This is a genomic window from Enterococcus sp. AZ089 (genome assembly GCF_050547225.1).
In the GTDB taxonomy this organism is placed as follows: Bacteria; Bacillota; Bacilli; order Lactobacillales; family Enterococcaceae; genus Enterococcus_D; species Enterococcus_D entomosocium.
In genome coordinates, this window is the sequence record NZ_CP172954.1 from 1,231,284 (window position 1) to 1,246,261 (window position 14,978).

The 14,978-nt window shown below is 43.2% G+C and carries 16 protein-coding genes and 1 other annotated feature; of the genes, 14 read left to right on the plus strand and 2 right to left on the minus strand.

All coding sequences use genetic code 11. From position 1 onward, the window contains the following. Positions 1-49 precede the first annotated feature (49 nt). Together IGJ01_RS05820 and IGJ01_RS05825 are read left to right on the plus strand one after the other, a co-directional pair. Positions 50-451: a rhodanese-like domain-containing protein gene (locus IGJ01_RS05820; RefSeq protein ID WP_016613157.1), complete on the plus strand. Its 402-nt coding sequence runs from the start codon at positions 50-52 to the stop codon at positions 449-451. A gap of 151 nt (positions 452-602) precedes the next feature. Next, positions 603-959, plus strand: a complete 357-nt coding sequence (locus IGJ01_RS05825; protein ID WP_005237034.1) for a DUF488 domain-containing protein — start codon at positions 603-605, stop codon at positions 957-959. Between the two features lie 56 nt (positions 960-1,015). Here IGJ01_RS05825 and IGJ01_RS05830 read toward each other — a convergent pair whose 3' ends face one another. Then, positions 1,016-1,183: a DUF3042 family protein gene (locus IGJ01_RS05830; RefSeq protein ID WP_017144401.1), complete on the minus strand. Its 168-nt coding sequence runs from the start codon at positions 1,181-1,183 to the stop codon at positions 1,016-1,018. Positions 1,184-1,333: 150 nt separating this feature from the next. Between IGJ01_RS05830 and IGJ01_RS05835 the strand changes: the two genes are divergently transcribed. The 10 genes from IGJ01_RS05835 (at position 1,334) to argS (ending at position 12,270) form a co-directional block, all read left to right on the plus strand. Then, positions 1,334-2,491, plus strand: coding sequence for a galactokinase (locus IGJ01_RS05835; protein WP_008381089.1), 1,158 nt, complete (start codon positions 1,334-1,336; stop codon positions 2,489-2,491). 41 nt (positions 2,492-2,532) lie between these two features. Further along, entirely contained in the window at positions 2,533-3,531 is a 999-nt protein-coding gene (gene galE, locus IGJ01_RS05840; RefSeq protein ID WP_042890411.1) for a UDP-glucose 4-epimerase GalE, read from the plus strand. 3 nt (positions 3,532-3,534) lie between these two features. Next, positions 3,535-5,019 (plus strand): UDP-glucose--hexose-1-phosphate uridylyltransferase, encoded by a 1,485-nt coding sequence (gene galT, locus IGJ01_RS05845; RefSeq protein WP_016621239.1) that lies wholly within the window; start codon positions 3,535-3,537, stop codon positions 5,017-5,019. 32 nt (positions 5,020-5,051) lie between these two features. After that, positions 5,052-6,032, plus strand: coding sequence for a LacI family DNA-binding transcriptional regulator (locus IGJ01_RS05850; RefSeq protein WP_430601515.1), 981 nt, complete (start codon positions 5,052-5,054; stop codon positions 6,030-6,032). 264 nt (positions 6,033-6,296) lie between these two features. Then, positions 6,297-7,022, plus strand: a complete 726-nt coding sequence (tsaB, locus tag IGJ01_RS05855; protein ID WP_005237009.1) for a tRNA (adenosine(37)-N6)-threonylcarbamoyltransferase complex dimerization subunit type 1 TsaB — start codon at positions 6,297-6,299, stop codon at positions 7,020-7,022. Then, positions 7,006-7,548, plus strand: coding sequence for a ribosomal protein S18-alanine N-acetyltransferase (gene rimI / locus IGJ01_RS05860; protein WP_016621242.1), 543 nt, complete (start codon positions 7,006-7,008; stop codon positions 7,546-7,548). Before tsaB ends, rimI (IGJ01_RS05860) begins: the two co-directional genes overlap by 17 nt. Then, a complete protein-coding gene (rimI, locus tag IGJ01_RS05865) occupies positions 7,541-8,014 on the plus strand; it encodes a ribosomal protein S18-alanine N-acetyltransferase (RefSeq protein WP_005237006.1) in 474 nt (157 codons plus the stop codon). Before rimI (IGJ01_RS05860) ends, rimI (IGJ01_RS05865) begins: the two co-directional genes overlap by 8 nt. Beyond that, a complete protein-coding gene (gene tsaD / locus IGJ01_RS05870; protein WP_016621244.1) occupies positions 8,007-9,026 on the plus strand; it encodes a tRNA (adenosine(37)-N6)-threonylcarbamoyltransferase complex transferase subunit TsaD in 1,020 nt (339 codons plus the stop codon). The genes rimI (IGJ01_RS05865) and tsaD overlap by 8 nt, the downstream gene beginning before the upstream one ends. A 137-nt stretch (positions 9,027-9,163) precedes the next feature. Further along, positions 9,164-10,177 carry an ornithine carbamoyltransferase gene (gene argF / locus IGJ01_RS05875; RefSeq protein WP_005237003.1) on the plus strand — a complete coding sequence of 338 codons (1,014 nt, stop codon included), beginning with the start codon at positions 9,164-9,166 and terminating at the stop codon, positions 10,175-10,177. Between the two features lie 80 nt (positions 10,178-10,257). Continuing rightward, positions 10,258-10,451 (plus strand) — a binding site (T-box leader). A gap of 127 nt (positions 10,452-10,578) precedes the next feature. Further along, positions 10,579-12,270 carry an arginine--tRNA ligase gene (gene argS, locus IGJ01_RS05880; RefSeq protein WP_005237000.1) on the plus strand — a complete coding sequence of 564 codons (1,692 nt, stop codon included), beginning with the start codon at positions 10,579-10,581 and terminating at the stop codon, positions 12,268-12,270. A gap of 85 nt (positions 12,271-12,355) precedes the next feature. On the opposite strand, the gene IGJ01_RS05885 is transcribed toward argS, so the two are convergent. Beyond that, the gene (locus IGJ01_RS05885) at positions 12,356-12,826 is read right to left on the minus strand and encodes an arginine repressor (protein WP_005236999.1); all 471 of its coding nucleotides are present in this window, start codon (positions 12,824-12,826) and stop codon (positions 12,356-12,358) included. Between the two features lie 301 nt (positions 12,827-13,127). On the opposite strand from IGJ01_RS05885, the gene rpsB reads away from it, so the two are divergent. Together rpsB and tsf are read left to right on the plus strand one after the other, a co-directional pair. Beyond that, the gene (rpsB, locus tag IGJ01_RS05890; protein ID WP_005229426.1) at positions 13,128-13,916 is read left to right on the plus strand and encodes a 30S ribosomal protein S2; all 789 of its coding nucleotides are present in this window, start codon (positions 13,128-13,130) and stop codon (positions 13,914-13,916) included. 110 nt (positions 13,917-14,026) lie between these two features. Next, positions 14,027-14,908 carry a translation elongation factor Ts gene (tsf, locus tag IGJ01_RS05895; protein ID WP_005229432.1) on the plus strand — a complete coding sequence of 294 codons (882 nt, stop codon included), beginning with the start codon at positions 14,027-14,029 and terminating at the stop codon, positions 14,906-14,908. Positions 14,909-14,978 lie beyond the last annotated feature (70 nt).

Sequence of the window (14,978 nt, forward strand, 5' to 3'; positions counted from 1 at the left end):
AGCATAAATCAAAAAAGAATGTTTGTTACAATAGAGAGGAATAGAAGAAATGACACCAATTATGTGGCTAAACTTGGTTTTGGCACTAATAATCTTAGCAATCGCTTTGAACTGGGCGTATTTTCAAATTATGGGACGCCGTTCAGCAACGATCATCTCAGAAGATGAATTTAAAGCAGGAATGAAGAAAGCCCAAGTGATCGACGTTCGGGAAAAAAATGAATTTGACAGTGGGCATATTTTAGGGGCGCGTAATATTCCCTTTACTGTTTTAACCAATTCCTTCAGCGCATTTCGTAAAGATCAACCGATCTACTTATATGACACGCGTAAATCGTTGAGTATTCGCGCAGCAAATAAATTACGAAAAGAAGGCTTTACCAATGTCTATATCCTAAAAGAAGGTTATGAAGGCTGGAGTGGCAAGACGAAAAAGAAAAATAGTTTATAAAAGAGAGAACTTAAGGCAAAAGAACACAAGCAAATTTGAATGAGCGACGAAACACCAAACGGAGTGTTTCAAGTAAGTCATTATTCAATTTACATTGTGGGCTTTTGCCTTTATTTATAGAACTTAGGTCTATCGATAAGGAGAGTGTGCGTTGATCAAGCGAAAAAGAATTTATGAAGTGGCGGAAACGACAGATGGCTATCGGGTATTGGTGGATCGCATCTGGCCTAGAGGAATGAAAAAGGAGGCAGCCCAGATCGATCTATGGCTCAAAGCAGTCGCACCAAGTACTGAATTGCGCAAATGGTTTGGGCATGATCCTGAACGTTTTGATGCGTTTAAAGGCTGCTATCTACAAGAATTAGAGAAAGCGCCAGCTAAAGATGCCTTGGCACGGTTAAAAGCGTTGGTTGCTGAACAACAGACCGTGACCTTACTTTACGGAGCGAAAAATGAAGAACAAAATCAAGCCGTGATTTTGCAGGACTTACTGGAGAAGGCAGAATGATTACCTAAAAGAGCCGCCAGCCTATTGAAGGCTGACGGCTCTTTTGTAGCAAATGATTAGCGGGCAACGCTTTTACGCATCGCGCGTTTCCGTTTTTCATCATGATCTGCTTGTTGTTCGTCAATTGGATCAATCACTTGTTTTTTGACCGTCATAACAACACTTGCAGCTGCAGCAACCGTTGCGACTGTTCCTACTAAAAATCCTGAAAGAAATCGTTTCATCATTAAACACCTCGCCTTTAATTATAGGTTCATTATGAATGAAAACGGAAAAAATATCAAAAAAAATCACTTTTGGGATTGAAAACGCTTGAAATAATTTAGTAAATAATTTACAATAAGTTTACTAAAAAGAAAGCGGGAGTGAGAAAAATGGAGCAATTGCAACAGATATTTATTGATAAATTTGGAACAGCAGGCACAGGCATGTATTTTGCGCCAGGGAGAATCAACTTGATCGGTGAACACACAGATTACAATGGCGGTTATGTTTTCCCGGCGGCAATCACATTAGGGACGTATGCAGTAGCACGAAAACGTGAAGACCAGTTGATCCAACTCTATTCAGAGAATTTTCCAGAAAAAGGCGTGATCTCCTTTCAGTTAGATGAGCTAGATTACCGAAAAGAAGATGATTGGACAAACTATCCGAAAGGGGTCGTTCGTTTCCTAAAAGAAGCGGGGCAAGGGATCGATCGTGGCTTTGACATCGCTTTTTATGGCAACATTCCGAATGGCGCAGGTCTTTCTTCTTCCGCATCGATTGAATTGCTGACGGGGGTTTGTCTAAAAGATCTCTTTGATTTAACCCTGAAGACCTTGGACTTAGTTAAAATCGGCAAAAAAGTCGAAAATGAGTTTATTGGCGTTAACTCAGGGATCATGGATCAATTTGCGATCGGAATGGGTCAAAAAGACCATGCATTGCTTTTAGATACGAACACTTTAAATTATGAAGTCGTACCAGCGGCATTTGGTGATTATGTCGTAGCGATCATGAATACCAATAAGCGCCGCGAATTGGCTGATTCTAAATACAATGAACGACGTGCAGAATGTGAAGAAGCATTAGCTCGTTTGCAAAAATCATTAGCCGTTGATTCATTGGGCGCATTGGACGAAGCAACCTTTTTTGCAAATACAGCATTGATCGACGATCCACGCTTGATCAAACGGGCGAAACATGCAGTGACGGAAAACCAACGGACATTAAAAGCAAAAGCCGCTTTGACTGCTGGTGATCTTGAAGAATTCGGCCAGTTGTTAAATGCTTCGCATGCTTCATTGCGGGATGATTATGAAGTGACAGGGCGTGAACTAGATACATTAGTCGCAGCTGCTCAAGCGCATCCTGCTGTTTTAGGTGCGCGGATGACTGGTGCGGGCTTTGGCGGCTGCGGGATCGCATTGGTCAAAGCAAGTGAATGGGCTGATTTTGAAGCGTCCGTCAAAGCAACCTATTTAGCAGAAATCGGCTACGCAACCGACATTTATCAAGCAAGTATTGATGATGGTGCACGAAAACTGTAGAATAAGAAATGATGAAGGAATTTAGAAAGAAGGCTGAAAATATGGCGATTTTAGTATTAGGAGGAGCCGGCTATATCGGTTCTCATGCAGTCGATCAATTGATCGAACAAGGAAAACAAGTCGTTGTCATTGACAATTTGCTGACAGGACATCGCCAAGCGATCCATCCAGCAGCAACCTTTTATGAAGGGGATATTCGCGACAAAGCATTTTTACAATCGGTTTTTGAAAAAGAAACGATCGACGGCGTGATTCACTTTGCTGCCAGCTCTTTGGTGGGGGAATCCGTAGAAAAACCATTGGAATATTTCAACAATAATGTGTATGGGATGCAGGTCCTCTTAGAAGTGATGAAGGAACATCAAGTGAAACATATTGTCTTTTCTTCTACAGCAGCAACCTATGGGGAACCTGATCATAGTCCAATCACGGAAGAAACCCCAACAAATCCTAAAAATCCTTATGGCGAAAGCAAGTTGATCATGGAAAAAATGATGCGTTGGTGCGATGAAGCCTATGGTATGAAGTATGTCGCATTGCGTTATTTCAATGTGGCTGGCGCGAAGTCGGATGCTTCGATCGGTGAAGACCATGATCCAGAAACACACTTAGTACCGATCATCTTACAAGCTGCTTTAGGACAACGAAAAGAAGTCGCGATTTTTGGGGAGGATTACGATACTCCAGATGGGACTTGTGTCCGCGATTATGTTCATGTCGAAGATCTGATCGCTGCTCACCTGTTGGCATTAGAGTATTTACAAAAAGGCAATGAGAGCAATGTCTTCAATTTAGGCAGCAATCATGGGTACTCTGTGAAAGAAATGGTGGAAGCGGCCCGCAATGTAACGAAAAAAGAGATCCCAGCCAGAGTGGCGCCTCGCCGTGCCGGTGATCCAAGTACCTTAGTGGCATCGAGTGAAAAAGCACGAAAGGTTTTAGGCTGGAAACCAGTCTATACCGACGTCGAAGCAATCATCGAGACTGCTTGGAATTGGCATGTCAGCCATCCAAATGGGTATCAAGGGCAGGAGGAATAACCAATGACGATCAGCCAAACAATCAGCGATTTCGTCACTTTAGCAATCAAGGCTGGCGGCTGGATGGAAATGGATCGTATTTATTTGCAAAACCGAGTACTAGCTATGATCGGGGAAGCTGTTTTTGAGCCCAGCGAAATTCGTTCTGTTGATCGTTCCTCGATTGAATTGATGGACGAACTGGTGGCATGTGCATTGAGCAATCAGCAAATTGGCGATTCTCACGCAGAAAGAGAAATCTTTGAAGCACAGTTGATGGACTTTTTGACGCCACCGCCTTCAGTAGTCAATGCTTTTTTTGCGCAGCATTATGCCAATGATCCTAAAGAAGCGACGGATTATTTCTTTGAGCTGTGCCGTCAAAATGATTACATCAAGACTCGGGCCATCGCAAAGAATATCGTGTTCCCAGTTGATACCGAATATGGGGAGATCGAGATCACGATCAATTTATCAAAACCTGAAAAAGATCCGAAGCAAATTGCCCAAGAAGGTACCGCTGCTTCTGTAGATTATCCGAAATGTATGTTGTGTTTGGAAAATGAAGGCTACCAAGGAAGGGTCAATTACCCAGCGCGGACCAATCATCGGATCATTCGTATGAATTTGGATAATGAAGCGTGGGGCTTCCAATATTCTCCTTACGCCTATTACAATGAGCATTCGATTTTTCTTTCTTTAGACCATCGGCCTATGAAAATCAATTTGCAAACCTTCGCTCGCTTGTTGCAGATCATTGAAGTGATGCCGCATTATTTTGTCGGGTCCAATGCCGATCTGCCGATCGTTGGGGGTTCGATCTTGTCCCATGACCATTACCAAGGAGGGCGGCATACGTTTGCCATGGCAAAAGCGCCAATCGAACAACACTTTTCTTTGACTGGGTTTCCTGATGTAGCTGCGGGGATCGTGAAGTGGCCAATGTCGGTGATACGATTACAAGCGAAAAACAAACAAAAATTAGCCGCCGCTTGCCAATATGTGTTAGCCCAATGGCAACAGTACTCAGATCCAAGTGTTTCGATCCTTGCTTTTTCAGAAGATGGGACGGCTCATCATACAGTGACACCGATCGCCCGCAAGCAAGGAGAGCTGTTTGAAATGGACTTAGTCTTGCGGGATAATAATGTTTCCAAAGAACATCCTGACGGCATTTTTCATCCACATCAAGAAGTGCAGCATATCAAAAAAGAAAATATCGGATTGATTGAAGTCATGGGTTTGGCAGTTCTCCCACCGCGTTTAGCTCCGGAACTAGAAGAAGTGACTGCTTATCTATTGGATCAGCCCAATCAGATCGCGGCTTACCATATACCGTGGGCAGATGCGATCAAAGCCCAGCACCCAGAATGCAATGCCGAAAACGTGTCGCAGATTTTGCGCAATGCATTAGGAGAAGTCTTTACACAAGTATTGACGCATGCAGGCGTCTTTAAACGAGACCAGACAGGGCAAGCGGCCTTTGCTCGCTTTATAGCTACTTTATAAAAAAGTTCCCCGCAAAAAAAGGAGGCTGGAAGATGGCAACGATTAAAGATATTGCACAACAGGCTGGCGTCTCGCCAGCCACTGTATCACGGGTGCTGAATTACGATTCAGAATTATCGGTCAGTTCTGAAACCAAAGAGAAAATTTTTAAAGCCGCAGAAGCACTCAATTACACAAAACATAAAAAAAAGAGTCAGCCAGAAACCAGTAGTATGCGCTTGATCCAATGGTTTGATACCGAGGAAGAATTAGCGGATCTTTACTATTTAGCGATCCGTATCGGGATTGAAAACAAAACCGAAGAATTAGGGATCCGTTTGCTGAAAGAACCCTATGAAGGATTGACTGATACCGCCGTCGATGGAACGATCGCGCTAGGGAAATTCGATGATCACCAGATTCGTCAATTGAAAAAAAGCCAATCCAATTTGTTGATGGTCGATTTTGATGCATTGGCCCAGGGCGTCAATTCTCTGGTGGTGGACTTTCAACAAGCGGTCGATTTAGTGATCGATGACTTTATTGCAAAAGGCCACCAAAGGATCGGCTTGTTATCAGGCGTTGAGTTTACCAAGGACCATCACCAAGAAATCGAAGACCCTCGGCGCCGGATTTTTGAGGAACGGCTTCGTCGGTTGAAGTTGCACCACCCGCAATATCATCTCAACGCACCGTTTACAGTAGAGGGCGGTTATGAGGCGATGAAAGAGTATTTGCAGCAAAACAAAGAGTTGCCAAGTGCCTTATTTTCTTCCAGTGATGCCTTAGCGATTGGCGCTATGCGTGCTTTGCAAGAAAAAAACATCAAGATTCCAGATGAGATCGCAATTATCGGCTTCAATGATGTCAGTGTCGCAAAGTACGTCTTTCCGACTCTGTCAACCATCAAAGTTCATACGGAATGGCTGGGGGAGCTGGCAGTGACGACCTTGCTGGATATCATTACGAATGCAGCACCCGTTCCTCGAAAAGTTACGATCGCAACGGAGCTGATTACGCGCCAATCTTCTTAGCAACCAGTTGAATCATCGGAGGATACCGTTACACACGTCAACTGAGTTTTAATGAAATAACAAAAAAATGAATATCGCCTTACCCGAACCTTTAAACAGCCCCGCTGGTTTGCAGCTGCAACCGCGCTTGCTTTTTTCAAAGGTTCGGGTATTGTTGTCCTATTGCTTTTTTTCTTAACACAGGCATCTTTTTGGAGACTTGGTTGGGCATTTGATTAGAATATGGTAGAATATGAGAGAGTTTTTTGAATGGGGAGAAGATAGATGAAAACATTAGCGATTGATACCTCAAACCAGACACTGGCGGTTGCGGTGGTCGATGGTCAAGAAGTGTTGGGACAAAGCCAGACGATGGCGATCAAAAACCACAGCACAGCATTGATGCCTGCCATCGATGGATTGATGCAAGCAGTGGGGATGGCCCCTAAAGAGCTGGAGCAAATCGTTGTTGCGAAAGGTCCTGGTTCGTATACGGGTTTGCGCATCGGTGTCACAACAGCAAAAACGCTGGCACAAACATTGAACATCCCGCTGATTGGTGTTTCTAGTTTGAAAGCAGTCGCTGCCAATTGCGTGGGCGTATCGCAAGTGATCGTCCCGTTGTTTGACGCTCGCCGTCAAAATGTCTACGCAGGTGCCTACCAATGGCATAATGGGACCTTAGAAACAAGGATCAAAGACCAGCATATCTCACTGTCTGAGTTATTGACCCAGCTAAAAGCAGTTGATGGTCAAGAAGTGCTATTTGTCGGCGCCGATACCGTCAAATTTAAAGACATGATCGAGGCGGAACTGCCGACAGCCCATATCAATCAAGTGTCGTTTTGGAATTACCCGAATGGCGTTGTTTTAGCTGCTATTGCGAAAGAAGAAGCGCCGGTGGCTTCGATCCATGATTTTGTACCGGACTATTTAAAATTAGTTGAAGCCGAAGAAAAATGGTTAGCCTCGCATGAACCGGGAGTGGATGCCTATGTTGAAAAAATTTAAAACGATGACGGGAAAGTTGGCTCTTTTCCGTCAGATTCAATATCCAGAGCGTAAAAAAGAGATACGAGGGGAAACGTATGTTGTTCGTGAATTAGTCGGTGATGACATTAAAGAGCTGCTGCAGGTGGAACGTCTCGTGTATGCTGGGGAACTGCCTTGGACCAAGAGCGCCTTTTTGTCAGAACTTTATTCACGGGTCAAACATCTTTATTTGGGCATCTTGCATAATGAACGGATGATTGGGTTTATCGGGGTGCGGATTTTAGGCGGTGATGCCCATATCACCAATATCGCGATCATTCCTGATTATCAAGGAAAAGGGATCGGTTCTTTCTTGATAGGAGAGATGGAACGTTATGCAAGGAAAAACAAATGCGACCGTTTGACATTAGAAGTTCGCCTGGGCAATCGTGATGCGCAACGTTTGTATCGGACCCTCGGGTTTGTTTCACAGGCGATCAAAACGGCGTATTACACTGAAGGCAATGAAGACGCATTGGATATGGTGAAATTTTTAAATGATTAACGAACAAGCAGATCAAACGATCCCGACACCGCAAATGCTCTGGTCATTGGCGGATCAGAGCTATCCCTTTGGCTCGCCTTGGAATCTGCAGCAATTTCAGCAAGATTTGCAAAACAGCAACAGTCGCTATTTGTTTCGTTATGGAAAAACCAACCAAGAGCTGATTGGGTTTCTCTGTTTTCAGCAAGTGCTGGATGAAGCAGAGCTGTTTAATGTAGCGGTTTTACCAGCATATCAAGGGCATGGTTTGGCGAAAGAATTGTTGAAACAAATGGAATCGCTCGTGGAACAAACCGATGGTCGGCGGATCTATCTTGAAGTACGTGTGTCGAATTTACAAGCACAGGCCCTTTATTTGCGCATGGGCTATACGGTCATCGGTCGTAGAAAAAAATATTACAGTCATCCTGAAGAGGATGCGTTGATTATGGAAAAGAAAGTAGGCGGAAAAAAATCAAATGAATGAATTGATTTTAGCCATTGAAAGCAGTTGTGATGAAACCAGTGTGGCAGTGATTAAAAACGGCGACACCATTTTAAGTAACATTGTTGCTTCGCAGATCAAGAGCCACCAGCGCTTCGGCGGTGTCGTACCAGAAGTCGCTAGTCGTCACCATGTCGAACAGATTACTTTGTGCATCGACGAAGCATTGACCCAAGCCAACACACAACCAGAAGAGTTGTCAGCTGTTGCTGTCACCTATGGTCCAGGGTTGGTTGGGGCACTGTTGATTGGGCTCTCTGCAGCGAAAGCCTTTGCGTGGGCCCACAGCTTACCGCTGATTCCGGTCAATCACATGGCAGGACATATTTATGCAGCTCGCCTAGTGAAGCCATTGGTTTTTCCTTTAATGGCATTATTGGTCAGCGGCGGCCACACCGAATTGGTGTATATGGCAGAAGATGGCTCTTTTGAGATCATCGGAGAAACGAGAGATGATGCCGCTGGTGAAGCCTATGACAAAGTTGGTCGAGTTCTCGGTTTGCCTTATCCTAGTGGGAAAGAAATTGATCGCCTTGCACATCTAGGTAGTGATACGTATCACTTTCCTCGAGCAATGATGCAAGAAGATAATTTTGATTTTAGTTTCAGTGGCTTGAAGAGTTCCTTTATCAACTTTGTGCATAATGCACAGCAAAGAGAGGAAGCATTGTCAGTAGAAAATCTAGCAGCCAGTTTTCAAGCCAGCGTAGTCGAAGTATTGGTTCACAAAACAGTGCGGGCATGCCAAGCCTATCCGGTAAAACAACTGATCGTCGCTGGCGGGGTCGCCGCGAATCAAGGCTTGCGTGACGCTTTACAAAAAGCAATGCAGGAATTGCCGGAGGTAGAACTGTTGATTCCACCGTTGCGCCTTTGCGGAGATAATGCGGCCATGATTGGTGCCTATGCCCATGTTGCGTTGAAAAAGCAGCACCTAGCAGACCTTTCATTGAATGCTGATCCAAGTGTCAGCTTTGCCCATAGGATTTCTTAAGATGATTGCACCTAAGATCCGTTCTTAGGTGTTTTTTTTTGCTTCATTTATGAGCAAACAGAAGATATAGTTGTATTATATTTCATTATTTGATATTCTGATGTATATTTATTAATTATTTGAGAGGCGGGTATGCAATGACATCAGTTTTTAAAGGACGCAGTTTTTTAGCAGAGAAAGATTTCACAAAAGAAGAACTGCAATATTTAATTGATTTTTCCCAGCACTTAAAAGGGATGAAAGCCAACAATCAACCACATCGCTACTTAGAAGGAAAAAATATTGCACTTTTGTTTGAAAAGAATTCAACACGGACGCGAGCGGCCTTTACGGTTGCAGCGGTGGATTTGGGGGCGCATCCGGAATTTTTAGGGGCCAATGATATTCAGTTGGGGTCTAAAGAATCCGTTGAAGATACCGCCAAAGTATTCGGACGCATGTTTGACGGGATCGAGTTTCGCGGCTTTAGCCAACAGGTCGTCGAAGATCTGGCCAACTATTCAGGCGTGCCTGTTTGGAATGGCTTAACGGATGACTGGCATCCAACACAAATGATCGCTGATTTTTTGACTATTCAAGAAAACTTTGGTGAGCTGACTGGCTTGACGATCGCATACTGTGGGGATGGGCGCAACAATGTCGCCAATTCTTTGTTAGTGACGAGTGCGATTTTAGGGGTCAATATTCATGTCGTCACCCCGAAGGCCTTGCAGCCAGAAGCAAACATTATCGAACAAGCACAAGCCTATGCTCAGCACTCTGGCGCAAAGATCCTGGTGACGGATGACGTGGATCAAGGTGTTTTAGGCGCTGATGTCGTGTATACCGATGTTTGGGTTTCAATGGGCGAAGAAGAAAAATTTCAAGAGCGGATCGAACAGCTGCTGCCTTATCAAGTAAACCAATCGTTGATGGAAAAAACGCAAAATGACCAAGTGATTTTTATGCACTGTTTACCGGCTTTTCATGATGAACAAACTATTTATGGCAAAAAAGCAGCGCAGGCGTATGGGATTTCTGAGATGGAAGTCACTGACGAGGTCTTTCGTAGCAAGTATGCTCGTCAATTTGATCAAGCCGAAAATCGTTTGCACTCAATCAAAGCGATCATGGCAGTGACTGCCGGGGATCTATTTATTCCTAAAGTATAAAAATAAAATTTTTGAAAAATGCCAGAATCTCGCTAGCCAAACAAACATTTCTTTGCTATACTTTCTGGGAAGTAAATAGCCTTGATTTGATGAAACAAGAGAAGTAGCGATTCGAGTATCAGTTAGCGAGTTCGGGGTGGTGGAAGCCGAATTGATCAGATTGTGAAACGCACTTGTGAGAATTTGCTAAGCAAACGGAATTCTGCCGTTATCAGAAAAAAGTGGGTCCGAATAGGACAATCAGAGTGGTACCGCGGGAAATCTCGTCTCTAGTGCAAGTTATGCGCTAGAGGCTTTTTTGTTTTTATCAATCATTTCTTGCATGAAAAACATACAACTGTTTGCTTGCTTCAAACAACGTTTCATCAAAAAATGGGTTCAGTCATTATAGGAGGGATACTATGAATAACAAAGAAATCGTCGCACAAGCGATCCATCAAGTAGTAAAAGAAGATCTATCGATCGAACAAGTTCAGCAATTACTGGAAAATCCAAAGTCAGCCGACCATGGGGATGTGGCATTCCCAGCCTTCTCGCTAGCAAAAGTCTATCGGAAAGCGCCGCAGCAAATTGCCGCAGACTTAGCAGAAAAAATCGATCAAGCGTCTTTTGAAAAAATTGAAGTGGTCGGTCCGTATTTAAACTTCTTTATGGATAAAAAAGCAATCTCTGCCCATGTCTTAGAGCTGGTTCTCAAAGAAAAAAATCATTTTGGCGATCAAACCATCGGCAATCAGCAAGCAGTACCGATCGATATGTCTTCACCAAATATTGCCAAACCCATCTCAATGGGGCATTTGCGTTCCACTGTGATTGGTAACTCGATCGGCTTTATTTTAGAAAAAATCGGTTATCAGCCAATTCGCATCAACCATTTAGGCGACTGGGGCACACAATTTGGGAAATTGATCGTTGCCTATAAGAAGTGGGGGTCAGAAGAAGCGGTCAAAGCGGAACCAATCAACGAACTATTACGTTTGTATGTTGATTTTCATGAAGCAGCCGAGACAGATAAGCAATTAGAAGATGATGCGAGAGCTTGGTTCAAGAAACTAGAAGATGGTGACCAAGAAGCAATGGATTTGTGGCAATGGTTCCGTGATGAATCATTAAAAGAATTCAATAAAATCTATGATATGTTGGAAGTTTCCTTTGATTCATTGAATGGCGAAGCTTTCTATAATGATAAAATGACAGAAGTCGTGGAATTATTAGAAGAAAAACACTTGCTAAAAGAAGACCAAGGGGCAGAAATCGTTGATTTGGCTGCCTATGACTTAAATCCGGCGTTGATCCGTAAGTCCGATGGTGCGACCCTTTACATCACACGGGATATGGCTGCAGCGCTTTACCGCAAACGGACCTACAATTTTGCAAAATCATTGTACGTGGTAGGGAATGAACAAAGTTATCACTTCAAACAATTAAAAGCTGTTTTGAAGGAAATGGGCTTTGAGTGGGCAGATGATATGACCCACGTACCATTTGGGTTGATCACCAAAGATGGGAAAAAACTGTCTACAAGAAAAGGCAAGATTGTTCTTTTGGAAGAAGTATTGAATGAAGCGATCGATTCAGCGAAAGAACAAATCACTGAAAAGAACCCAACACTTGAAAACAAAGAAGAAGTAGCAAAACAAGTCGGTGTCGGGGCAGTCGTTTTCCACGATTTGAAAAATGACCGTTTGAATAATTTCGACTTTACGCTAGAAGAAGTCGTCCGTTTTGAAGGAGAGACCGGACCATACGTGCAATACTCTCATGCCCGTGCCATGAGCATTCTTGAAAAAGCCAACTTTGATCCCGCTGCTGTCAGCAGTCTGGCGTTGGCAGACGCTGAGAGCTGGGAAGTTATCAAATTGATTCAGCGCTACCCAGAAACGGTCATGCAAGCGGCGGAAAAATATGAACCATCCGTCATTGCCAAACATGCCATCAAGTTGGCACAAGCCTTTAACAAGTATTATGCCAATGTCAAAATCTTAGCCGAAGATACGGAAAAAGACGCACGTCTAGCTCTTGTTTATGCAGTAACTACTCTATTGAAAGAAGATTTACGGTTGCTTGGTTTACACGCACCCGACAAAATGTAACAAAAAAAGCTGTGCTTCTTGTTTCGACAAGGGCACAGCTTTTTTGTAGTGAAGAATGCAGCTAGATCCTATAGCTGTTTTTGCGCTATAAGACCGCGTGGTTTCTGATAAATTGATAAAAAGTTTCAGCGTCTTCGTCGCTGCGGGAAATCACCGCTACTGTATCAAAGCCCGCCAACGAGCAAACTTTTTCTGGCATGGTCACTTCATCGATCGCTGCCGAAAGCAAAGGCGCATTGTCCGCAACGGTATGGATCAAGGTCATGAATTGCACACGATCTACTTTAGTGACAACGTCTTCGATCATCTGTATCAAACGCTGCTCTTCTTCTTTTTCATCCTCAGAAGCTTGCATTCCTTGAAAAATGACAAACTTTGTCTGACCTGACTCATCGGGCACTTTCACGATTTTCAAATCACGAATATCGCGAGAAATAGTCGCTTGCGTGGCGGAGACGCCTTGGACTTCCAATTGCTGCAATAATTCTTCTTGCGTGCGTACAGTATGTTCAGTAATGATTTGTCTAATAAGTAAATGGCGATCAGCTTTTCGCATAGGTAAACTCCTTTAAGCATGATTGATTAAGTCAGCCTTATCATAGCAGATAAAGCCGAAAAAACCTAGATATAATAAGAAAAGAATTAGAACGTTAAAAAAAAGCGGGACCACGAATCGTAGTTTTTCATTTGAATCAGTTGCATTTCTTTTTTAGCTACTGTATACTGTTTAAGGCGTGAGTTTTTCACGTCAATCCCACATCTTGTTCCATCTGCGAAGCGGTGCTGATCGATTCAGTTCTTCAAGGAGTAAAAGAGCAAGAGAGGAAAACAAAAAACCAAATTGGAGGAAACACAACATGGCAGTAATCTCAATGAAACAATTACTAGAAGCCGGCGTACACTTTGGTCACCAAACTCGTCGCTGGAACCCAAAAATGAAGAAATATATCTTCACAGAAAGAAACGGCATCTACATCATTGATTTGCAAAAAACAGTGAAATTAGTAGACGCAGCTTACGACTACATGAAAAATGTTGCTGAAGAAGGCGGCGTTGCATTGTTCGTAGGTACTAAAAAACAAGCACAAGAAGCAATCAAAGAAGAAGCAATCCGTTCAGGTCAATACTATGTTAACCATCGTTGGTTAGGTGGAACATTGACAAACTGGGAAACAATCCAAAAACGTGTTGCTCGTTTGAAACAAATCAACAAAATGGAAGAAGATGGTACATTTGCTGTTCTTCCTAAAAAAGAAGTCGTTGGCTTGAACAAAGAGCGCGAACGTCTTGAAAAATTCTTAGGCGGTATTGCTGATATGCCAAGAATTCCAGATGTAATGTACGTTGTTGACCCACGTAAAGAACGTATCGCGATTCAAGAAGCACGCAAATTAAATATCCCGATCGTAGCGATGGTCGATACAAACTGTGATCCAGACGAAATCGATGTTGTTATCCCATCAAATGATGACGCTATTCGTGCCGTTAAATTGATCACTGCGAAAATGGCAGATGCTTTCATCGAAGGTAACCAAGGCGAAGACCAAGTAGCAGAAGAAGATTTTGCTGCTGAATCAACAGAAAACGCAACTTCAATCGAAGAAATCGTTGATGTTGTCGAAGGCGACAACGCATCAGCTGAATAATAAATGATGGAGCTGTTTCAAAGGCTAGGCGCCAAGCCTCACTCTCCTTTGAAACAGCTTTTTTTAAAGACAAGCAATCTTGTTTAAAAACATTTAGGAGGAAACAAAAAATGGCAGAAGTAACAGCTAAATTAGTAAAAGAATTACGCGATATGACTGGTGTAGGAATGATGGACGCAAAACGTGCATTAGTTGAAGTAGAAGGCGACATCGAAAAAGCCGTTGACTTATTACGTGAAAAAGGTATGGCAAAAGCTGCGAAGAAAAACGACCGTATTGCTGCTGAAGGTTTAGCATCTGTAGCAATCAACGGCAACACAGCAGCAATCGTTGAAGTGAACTCAGAAACTGACTTCGTTTCTAAAAACGAAATGTTCCAAGACTTAGTAAAAGAAATCGCTGAAGTAATCGCAGCAAACAAACCAGCTGATATGGATGCTGCTTTAAAATTAGAAACCTCTAAAGGCACAATGGATGCTGCGTTGATCGAAGCAACACAAGTAATCGGAGAAAAAATCAGCTTCCGTCGTTTTGAAGTTGTTGAAAAAGATGACAATGCTGCTTTCGGCGGTTACCTACACATGGGCGGACGTATTGCGGTGTTGACTGTTCTTGAAGGAACAACTGACGAATCAGTTGCGAAAGATGTTGCAATGCACGTTGCAGCGATCAACCCTCGCTACGTGAACGAAGCACAAATCTCTCAAGAAGAATTGGATCATGAAAAACAAGTCTTGACAGAACAAGCATTGAACGAAGGCAAACCAGCGAACATCGTTGAAAAAATGGTTGAAGGACGCTTGAAGAAATTTAAAGCAGAAATCGCTTTGGTTGACCAACCATTCGTTAAAGACCCAGATATGACAGTTGAAAAATATGTTGCATCAAAAGGCGCAACTGTGAAATCTTTTGTCCGCTTTGAAGTCGGCGAAGGTATCGAAAAACGCGAAGACAACTTCGTTGAAGAAGTAATGAGCCAAGTGAAAAAATAATTCTGTTCCTCGAACAGATGGGAACGCATGGAAGTGCGCTCCCTTTTTTTAAGCAAAAACGGTTTTTGAA